14 protein-coding genes are annotated in these 15,798 nt (G+C 62.6%); 7 read left to right on the top strand and 7 right to left on the bottom strand.

Going from position 1 to position 15,798, the window contains the following annotated elements:
• Window positions 1-17: 17 nt before the first annotated feature.
• From AC1DLT_RS26120 to yghU, 3 genes are all read right to left on the bottom strand, one after another.
• Window positions 18-263 carry a DUF982 domain-containing protein gene (locus tag AC1DLT_RS26120; RefSeq protein WP_477488691.1) on the bottom strand — a complete coding sequence of 82 codons (246 nt, stop codon included), beginning with the start codon at window positions 261-263 and terminating at the stop codon, window positions 18-20.
• Window positions 264-340: 77 nt separating this feature from the next.
• Window positions 341-1,498, bottom strand: coding sequence for a fumarylacetoacetate hydrolase family protein (locus AC1DLT_RS26115; protein WP_477488690.1), 1,158 nt, complete (start codon window positions 1,496-1,498; stop codon window positions 341-343).
• 82 nt (window positions 1,499-1,580) lie between these two features.
• Complete coding sequence (gene yghU / locus AC1DLT_RS26110; RefSeq protein WP_477488689.1) at window positions 1,581-2,450, bottom strand: glutathione-dependent disulfide-bond oxidoreductase; 870 nt, start codon at window positions 2,448-2,450, stop codon at window positions 1,581-1,583.
• Window positions 2,451-2,736: 286 nt separating this feature from the next.
• Here yghU and AC1DLT_RS26105 point away from each other — a divergent pair, with 286 nt between their 5' ends.
• The 5 genes from AC1DLT_RS26105 to AC1DLT_RS26085 all read left to right on the top strand — a co-directional run bounded on the left by AC1DLT_RS26105 (window position 2,737) and on the right by AC1DLT_RS26085 (window position 7,908).
• Window positions 2,737-4,263 (top strand): ABC transporter substrate-binding protein, encoded by a 1,527-nt coding sequence (locus tag AC1DLT_RS26105; RefSeq protein WP_038546082.1) that lies wholly within the window; start codon window positions 2,737-2,739, stop codon window positions 4,261-4,263.
• A gap of 90 nt (window positions 4,264-4,353) precedes the next feature.
• Window positions 4,354-5,295, top strand: a complete 942-nt coding sequence (locus AC1DLT_RS26100; RefSeq protein ID WP_038549714.1) for an ABC transporter permease — start codon at window positions 4,354-4,356, stop codon at window positions 5,293-5,295.
• Window positions 5,295-6,167, top strand: coding sequence for an ABC transporter permease (locus AC1DLT_RS26095; protein WP_038546079.1), 873 nt, complete (start codon window positions 5,295-5,297; stop codon window positions 6,165-6,167). The genes AC1DLT_RS26100 and AC1DLT_RS26095 overlap by 1 nt, the downstream gene beginning before the upstream one ends.
• Window positions 6,168-7,376: an amidohydrolase/deacetylase family metallohydrolase gene (locus tag AC1DLT_RS26090; RefSeq protein WP_477488688.1), complete on the top strand. Its 1,209-nt coding sequence runs from the start codon at window positions 6,168-6,170 to the stop codon at window positions 7,374-7,376. It begins immediately after the preceding gene.
• Between the two features lie 19 nt (window positions 7,377-7,395).
• Window positions 7,396-7,908 carry a RidA family protein gene (locus AC1DLT_RS26085; RefSeq protein ID WP_051899842.1) on the top strand — a complete coding sequence of 171 codons (513 nt, stop codon included), beginning with the start codon at window positions 7,396-7,398 and terminating at the stop codon, window positions 7,906-7,908.
• 10 nt (window positions 7,909-7,918) lie between these two features.
• On the opposite strand, the gene AC1DLT_RS26080 is transcribed toward AC1DLT_RS26085, so the two are convergent.
• Window positions 7,919-8,758 (bottom strand): IclR family transcriptional regulator, encoded by an 840-nt coding sequence (locus AC1DLT_RS26080; protein ID WP_477488715.1) that lies wholly within the window; start codon window positions 8,756-8,758, stop codon window positions 7,919-7,921.
• A 115-nt stretch (window positions 8,759-8,873) separates the two neighbouring features.
• Between AC1DLT_RS26080 and AC1DLT_RS26075 the strand changes: the two genes are divergently transcribed.
• Both AC1DLT_RS26075 and AC1DLT_RS26070 read left to right on the top strand, forming a co-directional pair.
• Entirely contained in the window at window positions 8,874-10,070 is a 1,197-nt protein-coding gene (locus tag AC1DLT_RS26075) for an aminotransferase class V-fold PLP-dependent enzyme (protein ID WP_477488687.1), read from the top strand.
• Between the two features lie 152 nt (window positions 10,071-10,222).
• The gene (locus AC1DLT_RS26070) at window positions 10,223-12,058 is read left to right on the top strand and encodes an ABC transporter ATP-binding protein (protein ID WP_477488686.1); all 1,836 of its coding nucleotides are present in this window, start codon (window positions 10,223-10,225) and stop codon (window positions 12,056-12,058) included.
• Between the two features lie 25 nt (window positions 12,059-12,083).
• Here the strand turns inward: AC1DLT_RS26070 and AC1DLT_RS26065 are convergent, their stop codons facing one another.
• From AC1DLT_RS26065 to AC1DLT_RS26055, 3 genes are all read right to left on the bottom strand, one after another.
• On the bottom strand, window positions 12,084-13,637 hold the full coding sequence (locus AC1DLT_RS26065) for an acetolactate synthase large subunit (protein ID WP_477488685.1): 1,554 nt from the start codon (window positions 13,635-13,637) through the stop codon (window positions 12,084-12,086).
• Window positions 13,638-13,734: 97 nt separating this feature from the next.
• On the bottom strand, window positions 13,735-15,042 hold the full coding sequence (gabT, locus tag AC1DLT_RS26060) for a 4-aminobutyrate--2-oxoglutarate transaminase (protein ID WP_477488684.1): 1,308 nt from the start codon (window positions 15,040-15,042) through the stop codon (window positions 13,735-13,737).
• A gap of 73 nt (window positions 15,043-15,115) precedes the next feature.
• A complete protein-coding gene (locus AC1DLT_RS26055; RefSeq protein WP_477488683.1) occupies window positions 15,116-15,700 on the bottom strand; it encodes a cupin domain-containing protein in 585 nt (194 codons plus the stop codon).
• Window positions 15,701-15,798 lie beyond the last annotated feature (98 nt).

Below are 15,798 nucleotides of genomic sequence, written 5' to 3'. Positions count from 1 at the left end.
CCTGACCCGCAGCAAGCTTAGGCGCGGACCAGGATATGCGCTTCCTTCGCGGCCTCGACAAAGGCCTTTCTGGCGTCTTCCGGCTTGCTCTTTCCGGCATCCACCGCGGCACAGACGGTAAGCGCACGGTCGAGGGCCGTGCCATCCTCCACCGGCCAGTCCTCGATCATCGCCCAGGCAGCACCCTGCGTCGTCTCGATCGCGGTCTCGGCCGGCGGTTCGCCGATCGATACGACGACCGGCTTGTTCCAAGGCGTGTTCATTCTCTTAAGCGTCCCGTCTGGTCTGTGCCGGTCTCATAGGCCGATTTGACGGCCGTGGCGAGACGAGGCCGCTCCGTTTAGAGCAGTCCTCGCGCGGCGAGATTCTTCATCAGCGCAGAGATGCCGAAACTCCAGGGTGGGCATTCGGTGGAGAGGCGCACCGTGTTGCGCAGCGTGCCGAGGGCCGGGGACGAGATATCGACGATGTCGCCGATCTTGTGGGTAAAGCCCTGGTTCGGAACATCGCGATCCTCGGTCGGCGCAAACAACGTGCCGAGGAACAGCATGAAGCCGTCGGGATATTGATGGTGATCACCGCAGGTGTGTTTCACGAGTTCGAGCGGGTCGCGGCTGATCTTCGACATGGAGCTCTTGCCGTTGAGGATATAACCATCCGGGCCGGTAACCCGCAGGTCCAGTTCGGCATTGCGGACATCGTCCAGTCCATAACTTTCATCGAGGAGGCGGATGAAAGGTCCGATCGAGCAGGAGGCGTTATTGTCTTTCGCCTTGCCGAGCAGAAGCGCAGAGCGCCCTTCGACATCGCGCAGGTTGACGTCGTTGCCGAGCGTCGCGCCCTTGATCTCGCCGCGGCTGTTGACCGCGAGCACGATTTCCGGCTCCGGATTGTTCCAGGTCGATACCGGGTGCAGGCCGACATCCGCTCCCCACCCCATCGAGGAAAGCACCGGCGCCTTCGTAAAGACCTCCGCATCCGGCCCGATCCCGACTTCGAGATATTGCGACCACATGCCTTCCCGGATCAAGGCTTCCTTGACTTTCGCGGATTGCGGGGAGCCGGCCTTCAGGTCCTTGAGGCTGCCGCCGATGATCGTGCTGACCGTCTCGCGGATCGCTGCCGCCCTGTCCGGATTGCCGGCCGCTTTTTCCTCAATGACCCGCTCGATCATCGACTGCGCGAAGGTGACGCCGCAGGCCTTGATTGCCTGCAGGTCGGCGGGTGCCAGAAGATGGGGACGCGACGGGTCGGGCCGGCCCGTGCTGTTTCCGGCAATGTCTTCCAAGGTGCCGAGGACCGGTCCGGCCGCGTTGCGGACGAAATCCGCGGTATCGCCGCGCTCCAGGAGCGCGCTGACGGTCGGCGTCTCCTTGCTGGTGATGTCGACCAGGACACCGTCACGCAGCGTGACGAGGCTAGGGCCTGAAGCAGCGGGATTCCAGACCCGGCCGAGGAAAAGGCCGTTCGTGGAAGTGTCGATAAGATTGTCGGTCATGTTAAAAATATGCCTCCCAGACGATGTGGCCCGAATGGGCCACATCCATCTCGTTTTGTCCATCTGGCTCGAAGGGCTGTTTTCAGCTCGCGGCCAGTTTGTCCTGGGTTTTGGTCTCGAAGTCGCTGGCGTCATGGCGCTCGTGAAGCTGGCCGGACGGGTCGCCGCTGAGGCGATTGACCATTCGACCACGCTTGACGGCGGGGCGATCCAGGATGGCGTCGGCCCAACGCTGGACGTGGGTGTAGTCCTGGACCGAAAGGAATTCGCCGGCGCCATACTGCCAGCCCTTCACGAGGCCGCCGTACCAGGGCCAGATCGCCATGTCGGCGATCGTGTAGGCGCTGCCTGCGATATATTCGCTTTCGGCAAGCCGCCGGTCGAGGACGTCGAGCTGGCGCTTGGTTTCCATCGCGAAGCGGTCGATCGCATATTCGATCTTGGTCGGGGCGTAGGCATAGAAGTGCCCGAAGCCGCCGCCGAGATAGGGGGCGCTGCCCATCTGCCAGAACAGCCAGGACAGGCATTCGGCGCGCTTGGCAGGCTCGGTCGGCAGGAAGGCGCCGAATTTCTCCGCGAGATAGACGAGGATGGCGCCCGACTCGAAGACCCTGATCGGCTCAGGCCCGGACCGGTCCATCAGCGCCGGGATCTTGGAATTGGGATTGACCTCGACAAAGCCGGAGCCGAACTGGTCTCCGTCGCCGATCTTGATCAGCCAGGCGTCGTATTCGGCGCCGGAATGCCCGAGTGCCAGCAATTCTTCCAGCATGATCGTGATCTTCTGGCCGTTCGGCGTCGCCAGCGAATAGAGCTGGAGGGGGTGACGTCCGACCGGCAATTCTTTTTCATGGGTCGGGCCGGCGATCGGGCGATTGATGCTCGCGAACTGGCCTCCATTGGATTTGTCCCAGGTCCATACTTTCGGCGGAGTGTAATTGGAATCGGTCACTTCTGGCTCCTAGCATTTGTAGAGGACGCGAAGGCTATCTGCTTTCGCCGTCGAAGACACGTTCGTCCAGCCCCCACGTAACAGAGAGCGCGAAATTTTGTGAGGGGCTGTCAGCGACTTCACGCAACATTGAGGGCTGCTGCAGGCGGTATCCATCATTTCAACCCGGCAATTTGCATAGGACCAGCGCATGTTCCCGCGCGCCCATTGACAGGCTGGCTGCGTTCTATATTCTGTTATAAAAGCTTATATAACATAATTGTGGAACAAAAAACGGGAGACTACCATGAGATTAAAGCTTGCATTCCTGGTTGCAACCGCGCTCGTCGCCACGCCGTCATTTCTGATGGCGCAGGAGAAGGGCGGCGTCGTCAACGTCGCCACCATCGGCGAGCCGCCGACACTCGACCCGATGACGTCGACGGCCGACCTCGTGGGTATCGTCACCCAGCACATTTTCGAGACGCTCTACACATTCAACAAGAAGTGGGACGTCACGCCGCTTCTGGCGGAGAGCCTTCCGGAGGTCAGCGCCGACGGCAAGACCTATACGATCAAGCTGCGCACCGGCATCAAGTTCCACGACGGCAGCGACATGACCTCGGAAGACGTGGTCGCCTCGCTGACCCGCTGGACCAAGCTCGCCTCTCGGGGCAAGCAGGCCGTCGGCTTCATCGACACCATTTCCGCCGCCGACCCGACGACGGTGACGATCAAGCTGAAGCAGCCGTATGCGCCGCTTGTCTCGTTGCTCGCCTTCAACAACTCCGCCGCGATCATCATCCCGTCGGAGAAGCAGGCCGACACGATGACCGATTTCATCGGCACCGGGCCTTACATGCTGAAGGAGCGCAAGGCCGACCAGTATATCCAGCTCGTCCGCTTCAAGGACTATAAGCCGCGTTCGGGCGAGAGCGACGGTTATGGCGGCGCCCGCCACCAGTATCTGGACGAGATCCGTTTCGTGCCGGTTCCGGACCCGAACACGCGCGTAGAGGCCGCTATTTCCGGCCAGTACGACTATATCGACTCGCTGCCGGTCGAATCCTTCGACAAGGTGAAGGCCTCGAAGGCCACTCAGCCGCTGCTCCTGAAGCCGTTCGGCTATCCGGTCTTCGTCTTCAATACCGCCGAAGGCGCCGCCAAGAACCTTGCCGTCCGCAAGGCGATCCGCCAGGCACTCAGCATGGAAGACATGCTGGCCGCCGCCTTCGGCAGCAAGGATTTCTACGCCCTCGACGGCAACATCTACCCGGCCTCCTTCACCTGGAGCACGGATGCCGGCGTGAAGGGCAATTACAACGTCGCCGATCCGGAAGGTGCCGCCAAGGCCGCGAAGGCCGCAGGTTATGACGGCAAGCCGATCCGTATCCTGACCAGCCGCCAATACGAGTTCCACTACAAGATGGCGCAGGTTGCTGCCGAATATCTGAAGCTTGCCGGCTTTACTGTCGACATGCAGGTGGTCGACTGGGCGACGCTCACCCAGCGCCGCACCGACAAGGCACTCTGGGATATCTACATCACCCACAGCCCCTTCCTGCCGGAGCCGGCATTGATCGGTTCGCTGGCCCCGACTTCGCCAGGCTGGTGGGATACGCCTGCCAGAAAGGCGGCCGTGGATGCTTTCTCGGCAGAGTCGGATCCGAAGAAGCGTGTCGAGCTCTGGGCCAATGTCCAGAAGGCCCTGTATGACGAAGCGCCTTTCATGAAGATCGGTGATTTCAACGCGGTCTCTGCGATCTCGACCAAGCTTCAGGGCGTCGATCCGGCTCCGTGGCCCTATTTCTGGAACGCCTCGATCAAGAAGTAATAATCCTCCCAAGGGACGCGGATGCCGGTCTATGGATCGGCATCCGCTTTCAATGATGTCCGCACTATCCGGACACAGGAACGTCTTCGAATGATACGCTACATTCTCCAACGTCTTGCCGGCATGATCGTGGTGATGTTCCTCGTCGTCACGATCGTCTTCGTGATCGTTCGCGTGACGCCTGGCGATCCGGCCGCGGTCATGCTCGGCCCGGATGCCACGGCTCAGGACGTCGCCCAGCTGCGCACGCGTCTCGGCCTCGATCAGTCGATCGCGGTTCAATACGTCTTCTATATCGGCCAGCTTCTCAAGGGCGATCTCGGCCAGTCGATCTTCCTCAACATGCCGGTGACGTCAGCGCTTCTCGACCGCGCCGAACCGACTTTCTTCCTGACGATTTTCTCGCTGGCGATTGCGAGCCTCATCGCGCTGCCGATCGGCATCTATGCCGCCTATCGGCGTGGATCCTTCGTCGACCAGGCTGCGATGATGGTGGCGATGCTGGCTGCCAGTATTCCGAGCTTCTGGCTCGGGCTCATCCTGATGCAGTTCTTCGCGGTGCGGCTCAACATCTTCCCCGTTTCCGGTTACGGCGGACCGGGCGCGAGCTTCGGCGAGCGCATGTATCACCTGACATTGCCGGCCTTCGCGCTTGGCCTCGTTTCCTCGGCGCTGATCCTGCGGTTCACCCGCGCCTCTATGCTCGATGTGCTTGGTGACGATTACATCCGCACTGCCCGTGCAAAAGGGCTGATCGAGCGGCGGGTGGTGCTGAAACATGCGCTGAAGAACGCGCTGATCCCGATCCTCACCGTGCTCGGCCTCACCGCCGCGGTGCTGATTTCCGGCGCCGTGGTCACAGAAACGGTGTTCGGGCTGCCGGGCGTCGGCAATCTGGTCGTCTCGGCGGTGCTGCGGCGTGATTATCCCGTCATCCAGGGCGCGCTGCTCGTCATCGCCGCCCTCTATGTCCTGATCAATTTCGCGATCGACATGCTCTATCTGCTGGTCGATCCAAGGGTGCGCTACTGATGGCGGAAATTGTCACCACCAAGCCGGCCTCGAGCGAAGGAGCCAAGTTCTTCCGCCGGTTCCTGAAACGCAAGACGGTCGCGCTCGGGCTGGTCGTCATCATTATCTTCGTCCTGCTGGCGGTTCTGGCGCCGTGGATAGCGCCCTATTCGCCGTCGAAACTGTCGATCGTCAACCGGCTGAAGCCGCCGAGCGAGATCTACTGGTTCGGCACCGACGAGTTCGGCCGCGATATCTTTTCGCGCACCATTTTTGCGGGGCGCCTGTCGCTATTGGTCGGCGCTGCCGTCGTCACTCTTTCGGCGATCATCGGCGTGACGCTCGGTCTGCTCGCCGGATTCTTCCAGAGGCTCGATACGCCGATCGCCCGGCTGATCGATGCGATGATGGCCTTTCCCGATATTCTGCTTGCCATCGCGCTGGTCGCAGCGCTCGGGCCGTCGCTGGTGACGGTGATCATTGCGCTGTCGATCGTTTATTCGCCGCGGCTTGCCCGTATCGTCCGGGCCTCGACGCTGGTGATCCGCGAACTGCCTTACGTGGAGGCGGCGAAGGCGCTCGGCATCTCGACCTTCCACATCATGACGCGGCACGTGCTGCGCAACCTGATATCGCCGATCCTGGTGCAGGGCACGTTCCTGTTTGCCAGCGCCATGCTTGCCGAAGCCGGGCTTTCCTTCCTCGGCCTCGGCGTCAGCCCCGAAATTCCCACCTGGGGAACRATGATTGCCAGCGGGCGCCAATATATCGGCCAGGCCGACTGGATGACCTATTTTCCGGGCTTTGCCATCATTCTTTCCGTTCTGTCGCTGCAGATGGTCGGCGACGGATTGCGGGACATGCTCGATCCAAGACTTCGAAAGGACCTTTAAATGACCGGTGAAACAGCGGGCCAGCCGCTCCTCCTCACCAACGTGAAGCCGATGGCTTTCGGCGACAATGCGGCCTCCGGCACGATCGACATCCTGGTCGGCACCGACGGGCGGATTTCCGCCGTCGGCCCGTCGCTTGCAGCAACCGCGGACGCAATCCGGGTCGACGGCAATGGCGCCTTCATCTCGCCCGGCTGGATCGACCTGCATGTGCATATCTGGCATGGCGGCACCGATATCTCGCTCCGTCCGTCGGAATGCGGCGCCGAGCGCGGCGTCACCACGCTGGTCGACGCCGGTTCTGCGGGCGAGGCCAATTTCCACGGTTTTCGCGAGTACATCATCGAGCCGTCCAGGGAGCGCATCAAGGCGTTCCTGAACCTCGGCTCGATCGGCCTGGTTGCCTGCAACCGCGTTGCCGAATTGCGTGATATCCGCGATATCGACCTCGACCGCATCCTCGAATGTTATGCGGAAAACAAGGAGCATATCGTCGGCATCAAGGTGCGGGCCAGCCATGTGATTACCGGTTCCTGGGGTGTCACACCGGTTAAGCTCGGCAAGAAGATCGCCAAAATCCTCAAGGTTCCGATGATGGTGCATGTCGGCGAGCCGCCGGCGCTCTATGACGAGGTGCTGGAAATCCTCGGTCCCGGCGACGTCGTTACCCATTGCTTCAACGGCAAGGCCGGTTCGAGCATCATGGAAGACGAGGATCTCTACAATCTCGCCGAACGCTGCGCCGGCGAAGGCATCCGCCTCGACATCGGCCATGGCGGCGCGTCCTTCTCCTTCAAGGTGGCGGAGGCGGCGATCGCCCGCGGCCTGCTGCCATATTCGATCTCGACCGACCTGCACGGCCATTCGATGAATTTCCCGGTCTGGGACCTGGCGACCACCATGTCGAAGCTGCTGTCGGTTGGCATGCCGTTCGACAAGGTTGTCGAAGCGGTCACCCATCACCCGGCCTCGGTCATCAAGCTTGCCATGGAAAACCGGCTGTCGGTTGGCGAGCGCGCCGATTTCACGATCTTCGATCTCGTCGACGCCGATCTCGAAGCGACCGATTCCAACGGCGACGTCTCGCGCCTGCAGAAACTGTTCGAGCCGCGTTACGCGGTCATCGGCTCCGAGGCCATCACCGCCAGCCGCTACATCCCGCGCGCCCGCAAGCTCGTCCGCCACAGCCACGGTTACTCGTGGCGCTGAGGCGCATTGTTGAAATCGCATGACAGGAGTTGACGTGAATACGTCTTCAGCAAAGGCCGCTCCCACGGCACAGACACCCTACGATCGGCTGATCGAGCTCGGCATCAAGCTGCCGCCGCCGCCGCCGCCGATCGCCAATTTCGTCACGCATGTCCGTGAAGGCAATATGCTCTATCTCTCCGGCCAGGGGCCGCGCGAGGCGGACGGCCATCTGCACGCCGGCAAGGTGGGCGCCGATGTCAGCGTCGATCTCGCCTATCAGCATGCGCGGCTGGTCGGCATCAACCTGCTGGCGGTCATGCATGAAGCGCTCGGCGACCTTTCGCGGGTGAAACGGGTGGTGAAACTGCTCGGCATGGTCAATGCCGTACCGGATTTCGAAGATCATCCGAGCGTCATCAATGGCTGCTCGGACCTCTTTATCTCGGTGTTCGGGGATGCGGGACAGCATGCCCGTTCGGCCGTCGGTTTCGGCTCGCTGCCGGGCAACATCACCGTGGAAATCGAGGCGATCGTCTCGCTGAACGACTGAGGAGACAAGGTCAGTGGTTGCGCCAACCCATCAGCTTCTCGATCCGCTGGGCGGAAGCGCGGACGTGCTCCGTATAGTGGTTCCCGTCGGACACGACCTTCTGTTCAGGCAGCACGATGGAGATGGTGGCGACGCACTCACCGCTCCGATCGCAGACCGGCGAGGCGATGCAGGCAACCGCATAATCCGACTCCGCCACCTGGATCGACAGCCGCTCCTCGAAGGCCTTGCCGGCCGAGTCGGACAGCGTGCGCGCGTCGATCTCGGCGCGGCCGGTCGGCGAGGTGCGGGCGCAGCGCTTGAAAAGCTCGATCCGCTCGGCCTCGGCCAAGTGCCCGACGAGAAGCCGGCCGGATGCCGTCCAGTTGAGCGGCACACGGGTGCCGACGCGCGAAGCGACCTGGTAATGGCTCGGGCCGTCCGCCATGGCGAGCACCAGCATGTAATCACCGTCGCGGCCGCAGACCTGCACGGTTTCGCCGGCCTGCCGGCAGAGGTCGTGCATTTCGTGGGTCGCGACGCTCATGAAATCCAGCGACCGGGCATAAGCGAGGCCGTAGTGGTAGAGGCGGGCGCCGAGCCAGATCGAACCGTCGGCATTGCGGGCAAGCATGTTCTTCTCGACCAGATCGTCAATGATCACATAGACGGTCGACAGCGGCGCCTTGACCGCCTTGGCGATCGCATAGGCGCCGGTCGGCGCACTCGTTTCGTAGAGATAATCGATCACCTGCAGTGCGCGGTCGATGCCGCTCACGCGCGAGCGGCGCGCGCCCTTGGCTTCCGTCTCCGTTTCGGAAACGGCCTCAACGGAGAGGTCTGCGGATGAAGTCTTTGCGTCCAACTCGATGTTCCCCTTGGGGCTCCTCGTGGGGGCTCCTCGTATGATTTCGAGAGTCTATTACATTATTATGGCATAACTGTCGATGGCAATTCGCGGTTGGCCGTCACTTTGGAGAACGACAATGTCCGATGATATCCGCACCCAGATCGGTCTTCGCCCGGTCATCAATGTTTCCGGCACGATGACGAGCCTCGGTGCTTCGATCGTGGTTCCGGAGGCGATCGCGGCGATGTCTGCGATCCTGCCGCAATTCGTCGAGATCAACGACCTGCAGCGCAAGGCAAGCGCGATCATCTCCCGGTTGACCGGCGGTGAGGCGGGCTTCGTCACGGCCTCCTGCTCCTCGGGTATCAGCCTCGCGGTCGCTGGCGCCATCACCGGCAACAACCTGCTGGCAATCGAGAAGCTGCCGGACACGGTGCCCGACAAGAACGAAGTGCTCGTGCAGATGGGCCATGTGGTGAGCTATGGCGCACCGGTGGACCAGGCGATCCGGCTCGCCGGCGGCAAGGTCGTGCTGATTGGCCAGGCGACCTCGACGCACCGTTATCACATGGAACATGCGATCACCGAAAAGACGGCTGCGGCCGTCTATGTCGTCTCGCATCACGTCGTCGACTACGGCCTGCTCAACCTTGTCGAATTCGTCGAAATCGCCCACGCGAAGGGTGTGCCGGTCATCGTCGACGCGGCTTCGGAATACGACCTCAAGCTCTTCCTTTCGCAGGGTGCCGATATCGTCCTTTATTCCGGCCACAAGTTTCTCGGCGGCCCGACTTCGGGCATCGTTGCCGGCAAGAAAGAGCTGGTGCGCAACGCCTTCCTGCAGAACATGGGCGTCGGCCGCGGCATGAAGGTCGGCAAGGAGAGCGTGTTCGGCGTCATGGCGGCGCTGGAAGCCTGGGAGAAGCGTGACCATGCGGGCATCCGCGAGCGCGAAACCGGCTATCTCGATCTGTGGAAACGGACGCTCGACGGCCGCCCCGGCGTCACCGCGCTTATCGAGCCGGATCCGACCAACAACCCGCTCGACCGCATGCGGGTGATCATCTCCGCGCCGGAAGCGCATATCACGGCCTGGGATCTGGCTGCAGCACTCGGCCGCGGTAACCCGCCGGTCATCGTCCGCGACCATGAGGTGGAACATCACTATTTCTACCTCGATCCCTGCAACCTGCATCCTGGCCAGGAAACCATCGTCGCGGCCCGCCTGACGGAAGAACTCGACAAGGCTCGGGCCTCCAACGAGATCATCGCGACGCCGATCGAAGAACGCAGCCGCCACCGTTTCGACGGTGCTCTCCGTTGGCCGGACTGAGGTACAGCACGGCAGACTAACCCTCCCCCTTGTGGGGAGGGTGGCCGGCAGGCGGGAGGGGTTTTCACTCGGAGTGAAGTCCCCTCCCCAACCCCTCCCCACAAGGGGGAGGGGCTCCACGTACCGCCGACGACAATAAGAAGGGAACGATCATGGCCATTTCGCAAGCACAAGCCGTCCAGTCCACGCAGCCGGTCCTCTCCGTCGAGAACCTGACGACCTCGTTCAACGTGGACGGGGAGTGGAAGTCGGTCGTGCGTGACGTTTCCTTCACCGTCGCTCCCGGCGAAACCGTGGCGATCGTCGGCGAAAGCGGGTCCGGCAAAAGCGTCACCTCGCTCTCGATCATGCGGCTTTTGCAGGAAGGCACCAGTCGCATCGAGGGCAAGATCATGCTCGGCGGACGCAACCTGCTGGCGCTTCCCGAGCATGAGATGCGCAAGGTGCGTGGCAACGATGTCGCGATGATCTTCCAGGAGCCGATGACGAGCCTCAATCCGCTCTTCACCATCGGCGACCAGATTTCCGAGGCGCTGCTCTGCCACAAGGCGATGTCGGCGGCGCAAGCGAAGGCCGAAACCATCCGGCTGCTCGAAAAGGTGCGTATCCCATCTGCGGCCTCGCGCTTCGACGAATATCCGCATCGCTTTTCCGGCGGTATGCGCCAGCGCGTGATGATCGCAATGGCGCTGGCGTCGAAGCCGAAACTGCTGATCGCCGACGAACCGACGACGGCGCTCGACGTGACGATCCAGGGCCAGATCCTCGATCTCATCAAGCTGCTGCAGGACGAGGAGGGGACGTCGGTCCTGTTCATCACCCATGACATGGGCGTCGTCGCTGAAGTCGCCGACCGGACGATCGTGATGTATCGCGGCGAGCAGGTGGAGACGGGCGACACGCCGGACATTTTTCATCGCGGCAAACACCCCTATACGCGGGCGCTGCTTGCGGCCGTGCCGGTGCTCGGCTCGATGCAGAAGTACCAGCGACCGCTGCGCTTTCCCGTCGTCAACACGGCGACCGGGGAATCCGACGTCCAGGTGGAAGTGGCCGATACGGTTGCCGCCAATGAGCGGCCGGTTCTGGAGGTGAAGAACCTCACCAAGCGTTTCGATATCCATTCGGGCTTGTTTGGTCGGGTGAGCGGTCGCGTGCACGCGGTCGAGAACGTCTCCTTCGATCTGCAGGCCGGCGAGACGCTGTCGCTGGTCGGCGAAAGCGGCTGCGGCAAGTCGACGACCGGCCGCGCGATCATGCGGCTGATCGAGCCGGACGCCGGTTCGGTGGTCGTCGAGGGCCGGGACGTGCTGGCATTGGACAAACGCGAAATGCGCGAGATGCGCAAATCCGTGCAGATGATCTTCCAGGACCCGTTCGCCTCGCTCAATCCCCGCATGACGATCGGCCAGGCGATCGCCGAGCCCTATCTCGAACACAGGATGGGGACGGCAAAACAGGCGAAGGAAGTCGTCGCCGACATGCTGCGCAAGGTCGGGCTGACGCCCGACATGGTGAACCGTTATCCGCACGAATTCTCCGGCGGCCAGCGCCAGCGCATCTGCATCGCCCGGGCGCTTGCGCTCGAACCGAAGGTGATCGTTGCGGACGAAAGCGTCTCGGCACTCGACGTGTCGATCAAGGCGCAGGTCATCAACCTGATGCTCGACCTGCAGCAGAGCCTGAACCTCGCCTTCCTGTTCATCAGCCACGACATGGCGGTGGTTGAGCGGGTCAGCCACCGGGTGGCGGTCATGTATCTCGGGGAGATCGTCGAGATCGGTCCGCGCGCCTCCGTGTTCGGCAATCCGCAGCACGCGTATACGAAGAAACTGATGGCTGCCGTGCCGGTACCGGACCCCGATCGTCGCCGCGAAAAACGGGCGGTCGCCAGCGACGAGCTCAAGAGCCCGATCCGCCCCGTCGACTATAAAGTCAATCCGCTTGGCTATAAGACTGTTTCACCGGGTCATCTGGTCGCGATGTAACGGTTGCGGCCAATCTCTGCAGCAATCAGTCGATGACGGCCTCGATCAGGAAAGGCCCCTTGCGGCTAAGCGCGCCGTCGAACAGCTTGACGAATTCCTCGATCGTCGTCGCACGGCCGGCTTCGACGCCGAGGCCCTTGGCGAGCGAGCACCAGTCGAGTTTCGGCGCGTCGAGATCGAGCATCCGTTGGGCATTGCGGCCGTAGGCGTTGACGCCGACATTGGTCATTTCGCCCTGAAGAATGCGGTAGGCGCTGTTGGCGAAGACGATGGTGACGACATCGAGCTGTTCGCGCGCCTGGGTCCAGAGGCCCTGCACCGTGTACATGCCGCTGCCGTCGGCCTGCATCGCCACCACCTTGCGATCCGGCGCGCCGATCGCGGCGCCTGCAGCCAGCGGAATGCCGATACCGATAGCGCCGCCGGTGATCGGAAGGTGATCGTGGGGCGGGAGCCCGGGCGCCAGAACCGGATATTGGCCGACGGAGGTCAGGCCTTCATCAATGATGATGGTGTTTTCCGGAAGTCGGCGGCCGATGGCGAAGCTGATCGCATCGGGCGTCAGCGCGCCGGTCGGCACCTGGATATCACCCCGCGTCAACCGGATGCGGATGAAATCCGCATCCGGCTTGATGCCAAGGGCATCGGCAAGCGTCGCCAGCACGTCGGCGAGATCGTGTTCGTGTTCGGCCAGCTGGATGATCTCGCAGGAGGGCGGCAGGGTCGTGCTCGGTTTCCCGGGATAGGCAAAGAAGGTGACCGGGCGTGGTCCGCCGATGCAGATGGCGACCTCGAAATCCTTGAGCGCTTCGACCGCGAGATCGATCTTGTAGGGCACCGGTCTGACGAATGCGCGCCCGGCGCCGCGGGCGCTACGGCCCGAGGACGTTGAAAAAAGTACCGCGCCGGTGGCGGCAGCGATCCGGCCGGCGGTCTCGACCGGCTTTTCCCGCATTGCCTGTCCGGCCAGCATGATCACGACACGCTTGCCGCTGCGCAACGCGGCGACGGAGGCTTTCAGGGCTTCGGGGTCGATCGCCGGCGGGGCAGGGATTGCGGCAGGCGTGAGCGTTTCCGGCGAGACCTCACCCCAGGCGGCGTCCGCCGGCAAGATCATGGTCGAGACGCCGCGATTGGCAAGCGCCGCCACATAACTCTCTTCGGTGCAGCGGCGGATATCGGCTGGGCCGCTGGCGCGTCCGACCCAATGGGACATCGGCCGGGCCAGGCTTTCGATATCGCTGGTCAGCGGAGCATCATATTGAAGGTGATAGGAGGCATGATCGCCGACGATGTTCAGCATCGGTGTGCGGGCGCGGCGGGCATTGTGGAGGTTGGCCAGACCATTGGCGAGGCCCGGGCCGAGGTGGAGAAGGGTGGCGGCAGGCTTGTCCGCCATGCGGGCGTAACCATCGGCAGCGCCCGTGACGACACCTTCCGACAGGCCGAGCACGCAGCGCATGGCCGGCTTGCGGTCGAGAGCGGCGACGAAATGCATCTCCGATGTGCCGGGATTGGCAAAACAGACATCGACGCCGTTCACCAGAAGGACGTCACACAGCATATCGGCGCCGTTCATGCGCTTTTCCTTATCTTTGCAGCGTTTCCAAAGGCCACTGCGATCAAGAGAAACCGCAGGCCGGATCGGTCCTGCGGTCAGCGGCGATGAGTTAGGCTCAGGCGGCTGCCGAAGCGGTTGCGTCGGAGAATGCTGCTTCGATCGAAGCTTCGAGAATGGCGAGCCCTTCCTCCAGAACCTCCCACTCGACGGTGAGCGGCGGCAGCAAACGGATCACATTGAAGCGTGTCCCGCAAGACAGGAGGATCAGACCGCGGGCCTCCGCTTCCGCGACGATGCGGTTGGTGAGGGCAGGCGCCGCCGTTTTCGATTGGCGGTCCTCGACCAGTTCGAACGCGACCATGGCGCCTAGGCCGCGCACGTCGCCGATATGTTCCATGCCCTGGCGGGTGGCGATTGCCGTCAGCCGCTCGGTGATCCGGCGGCCGACTTCGGCGGCGCGTTCGCAGAGCTTCTCATCTTCGATGACGTCGAGTACGGCGTTGGCGGCGGCGACGCTCAGCGGATTGCCGGCATAGGTACCGCCCAGCCCACCTGGATGGGCGGCATTCATGATCTCGGCCTTGCCGGTGACGGCCGAAAGCGGAAAGCCGCCGGCGAGGCCCTTGGCCATGGTGATCATATCCGGCTTTACGCCGGCATGCTCGAAACCGAACATCCTGCCGGTGCGCGCCATGCCTGCCTGGATTTCGTCGGCGATCAGCACGATGCCGTATTTATCCGCGACTTCGCGAAGGTGTACGAGGAATTCCTTCGGCGCGACGTTGAAGCCGCCTTCGCCCTGGACCGGTTCGACGATGAAGGCCGCAATCCGTTCCGGATCGACATCGGCAGCAAACAGCCGTTCGAGGCCAGCGATCGCCTCCTCGGTCGAGAAGCCGAGATAGGGGTTGGGGAAGGGCGTGTGGTAGATATCGGCCGGGAAGGGGCCGAAATTCTTCTTGTAGGGCATGACCTTGCCGGTCAACGCCATGCCGAGCATCGTGCGGCCGTGGAAGGCGCCGGAAAAGGCGATGACGCCGGCGCGGCCGGTATGGGCGCGGGCGATCTTCACGGCATTTTCGACGGCTTCTGCACCCGTGGTCACCAGCATGGTGCGGTTTTCGGCGCCGGTCGGCGCCATCGCGTTCAGCCGTTCGGCGAGCCGCACGTAACCTTCGTAAGGCGCGACGTGGAAGCAGGTATGGGTGAAATGTTCAGCCTGTTCGGCGACGGCGCGCATCACGGCCGGATGGCGGTGGCCGGTATTGTTGACCGCGATGCCGGCGGCGAAATCGACGAAGCGCCTGCCGTCGACATCCCAGAGTTCGGCGTTCAAGGCTTTGTGGGCGAAGATACCCCTTGTGCCGACACCGCCGGCGACGGCGGCTTTCAGGCGGGATTGCAGATCTGCTGAGACGGTCATGGCGATATCCCCTAAAGTCGATGACCTAAGCTATAATCTTGCTCATTATATTGAGCAAGAGGGAATCGCGAAATCAGAGATAGGGCGGCGAGCAGGCCGAAATAACGATCGTCTGCCGGTCGGAGGGGTTGCGGAATCGGTGCGGAATACGGCTGTCGAAGAGGTAAGCCTCGCCGGCCTTGAGGATGCGGATGTCGTCGCCGACCGTCACTTCCAGCTCGCCCTCGACCACATAGCCGCCTTCCGAGGAACCGTGCTGCAGCCGTGTTTCGCCAGTGTCCGCATGGGGGCCGTAAATCTCGTGGAGGATCTGTAGGTTATGCGCCCGCGCATCGCCGATCTGGCGAAAGATCAGCGTGCCGTCACCGCCTGCAATCGGCGATGTGGCAACCTTGGAAGTCAGGTCGACCAGGTCATGTGCCGAGAAGAACGGGCCTTTCGGCGGGCTGCGCTCCGGCTCGAAAAAATCGCCCATGCCGACGCCGAGACCGTTCAGGATCTTGCGGAGCGTCGAAACGGAAGGACTGACCTTGTTGGTCTCGACATTGGATATCTGTGCGTGCGGAACGCCGGCCCGCTCGGCGAGCTGGCGCTGCGAAAGCCCGGCCGCCCCGCGCATGGCGTTGAGGCGCGCACCGATATCGAACTTTTCATCCATTGGCTTGGTCCCGACTGTTCGGGTCGGTTATGCCGTGGATCTGGATCGCGATCAACTGGATGATATTTTGAGCGGATGATGGCCGCAAGCTTTGGCGC

Source organism: Neorhizobium sp. 05N33 (genome assembly GCF_056397445.1).
The sequence above is the reverse complement of the archived record's forward strand: the minus strand, read 5'-3'. Positions and strand labels throughout refer to the sequence as shown.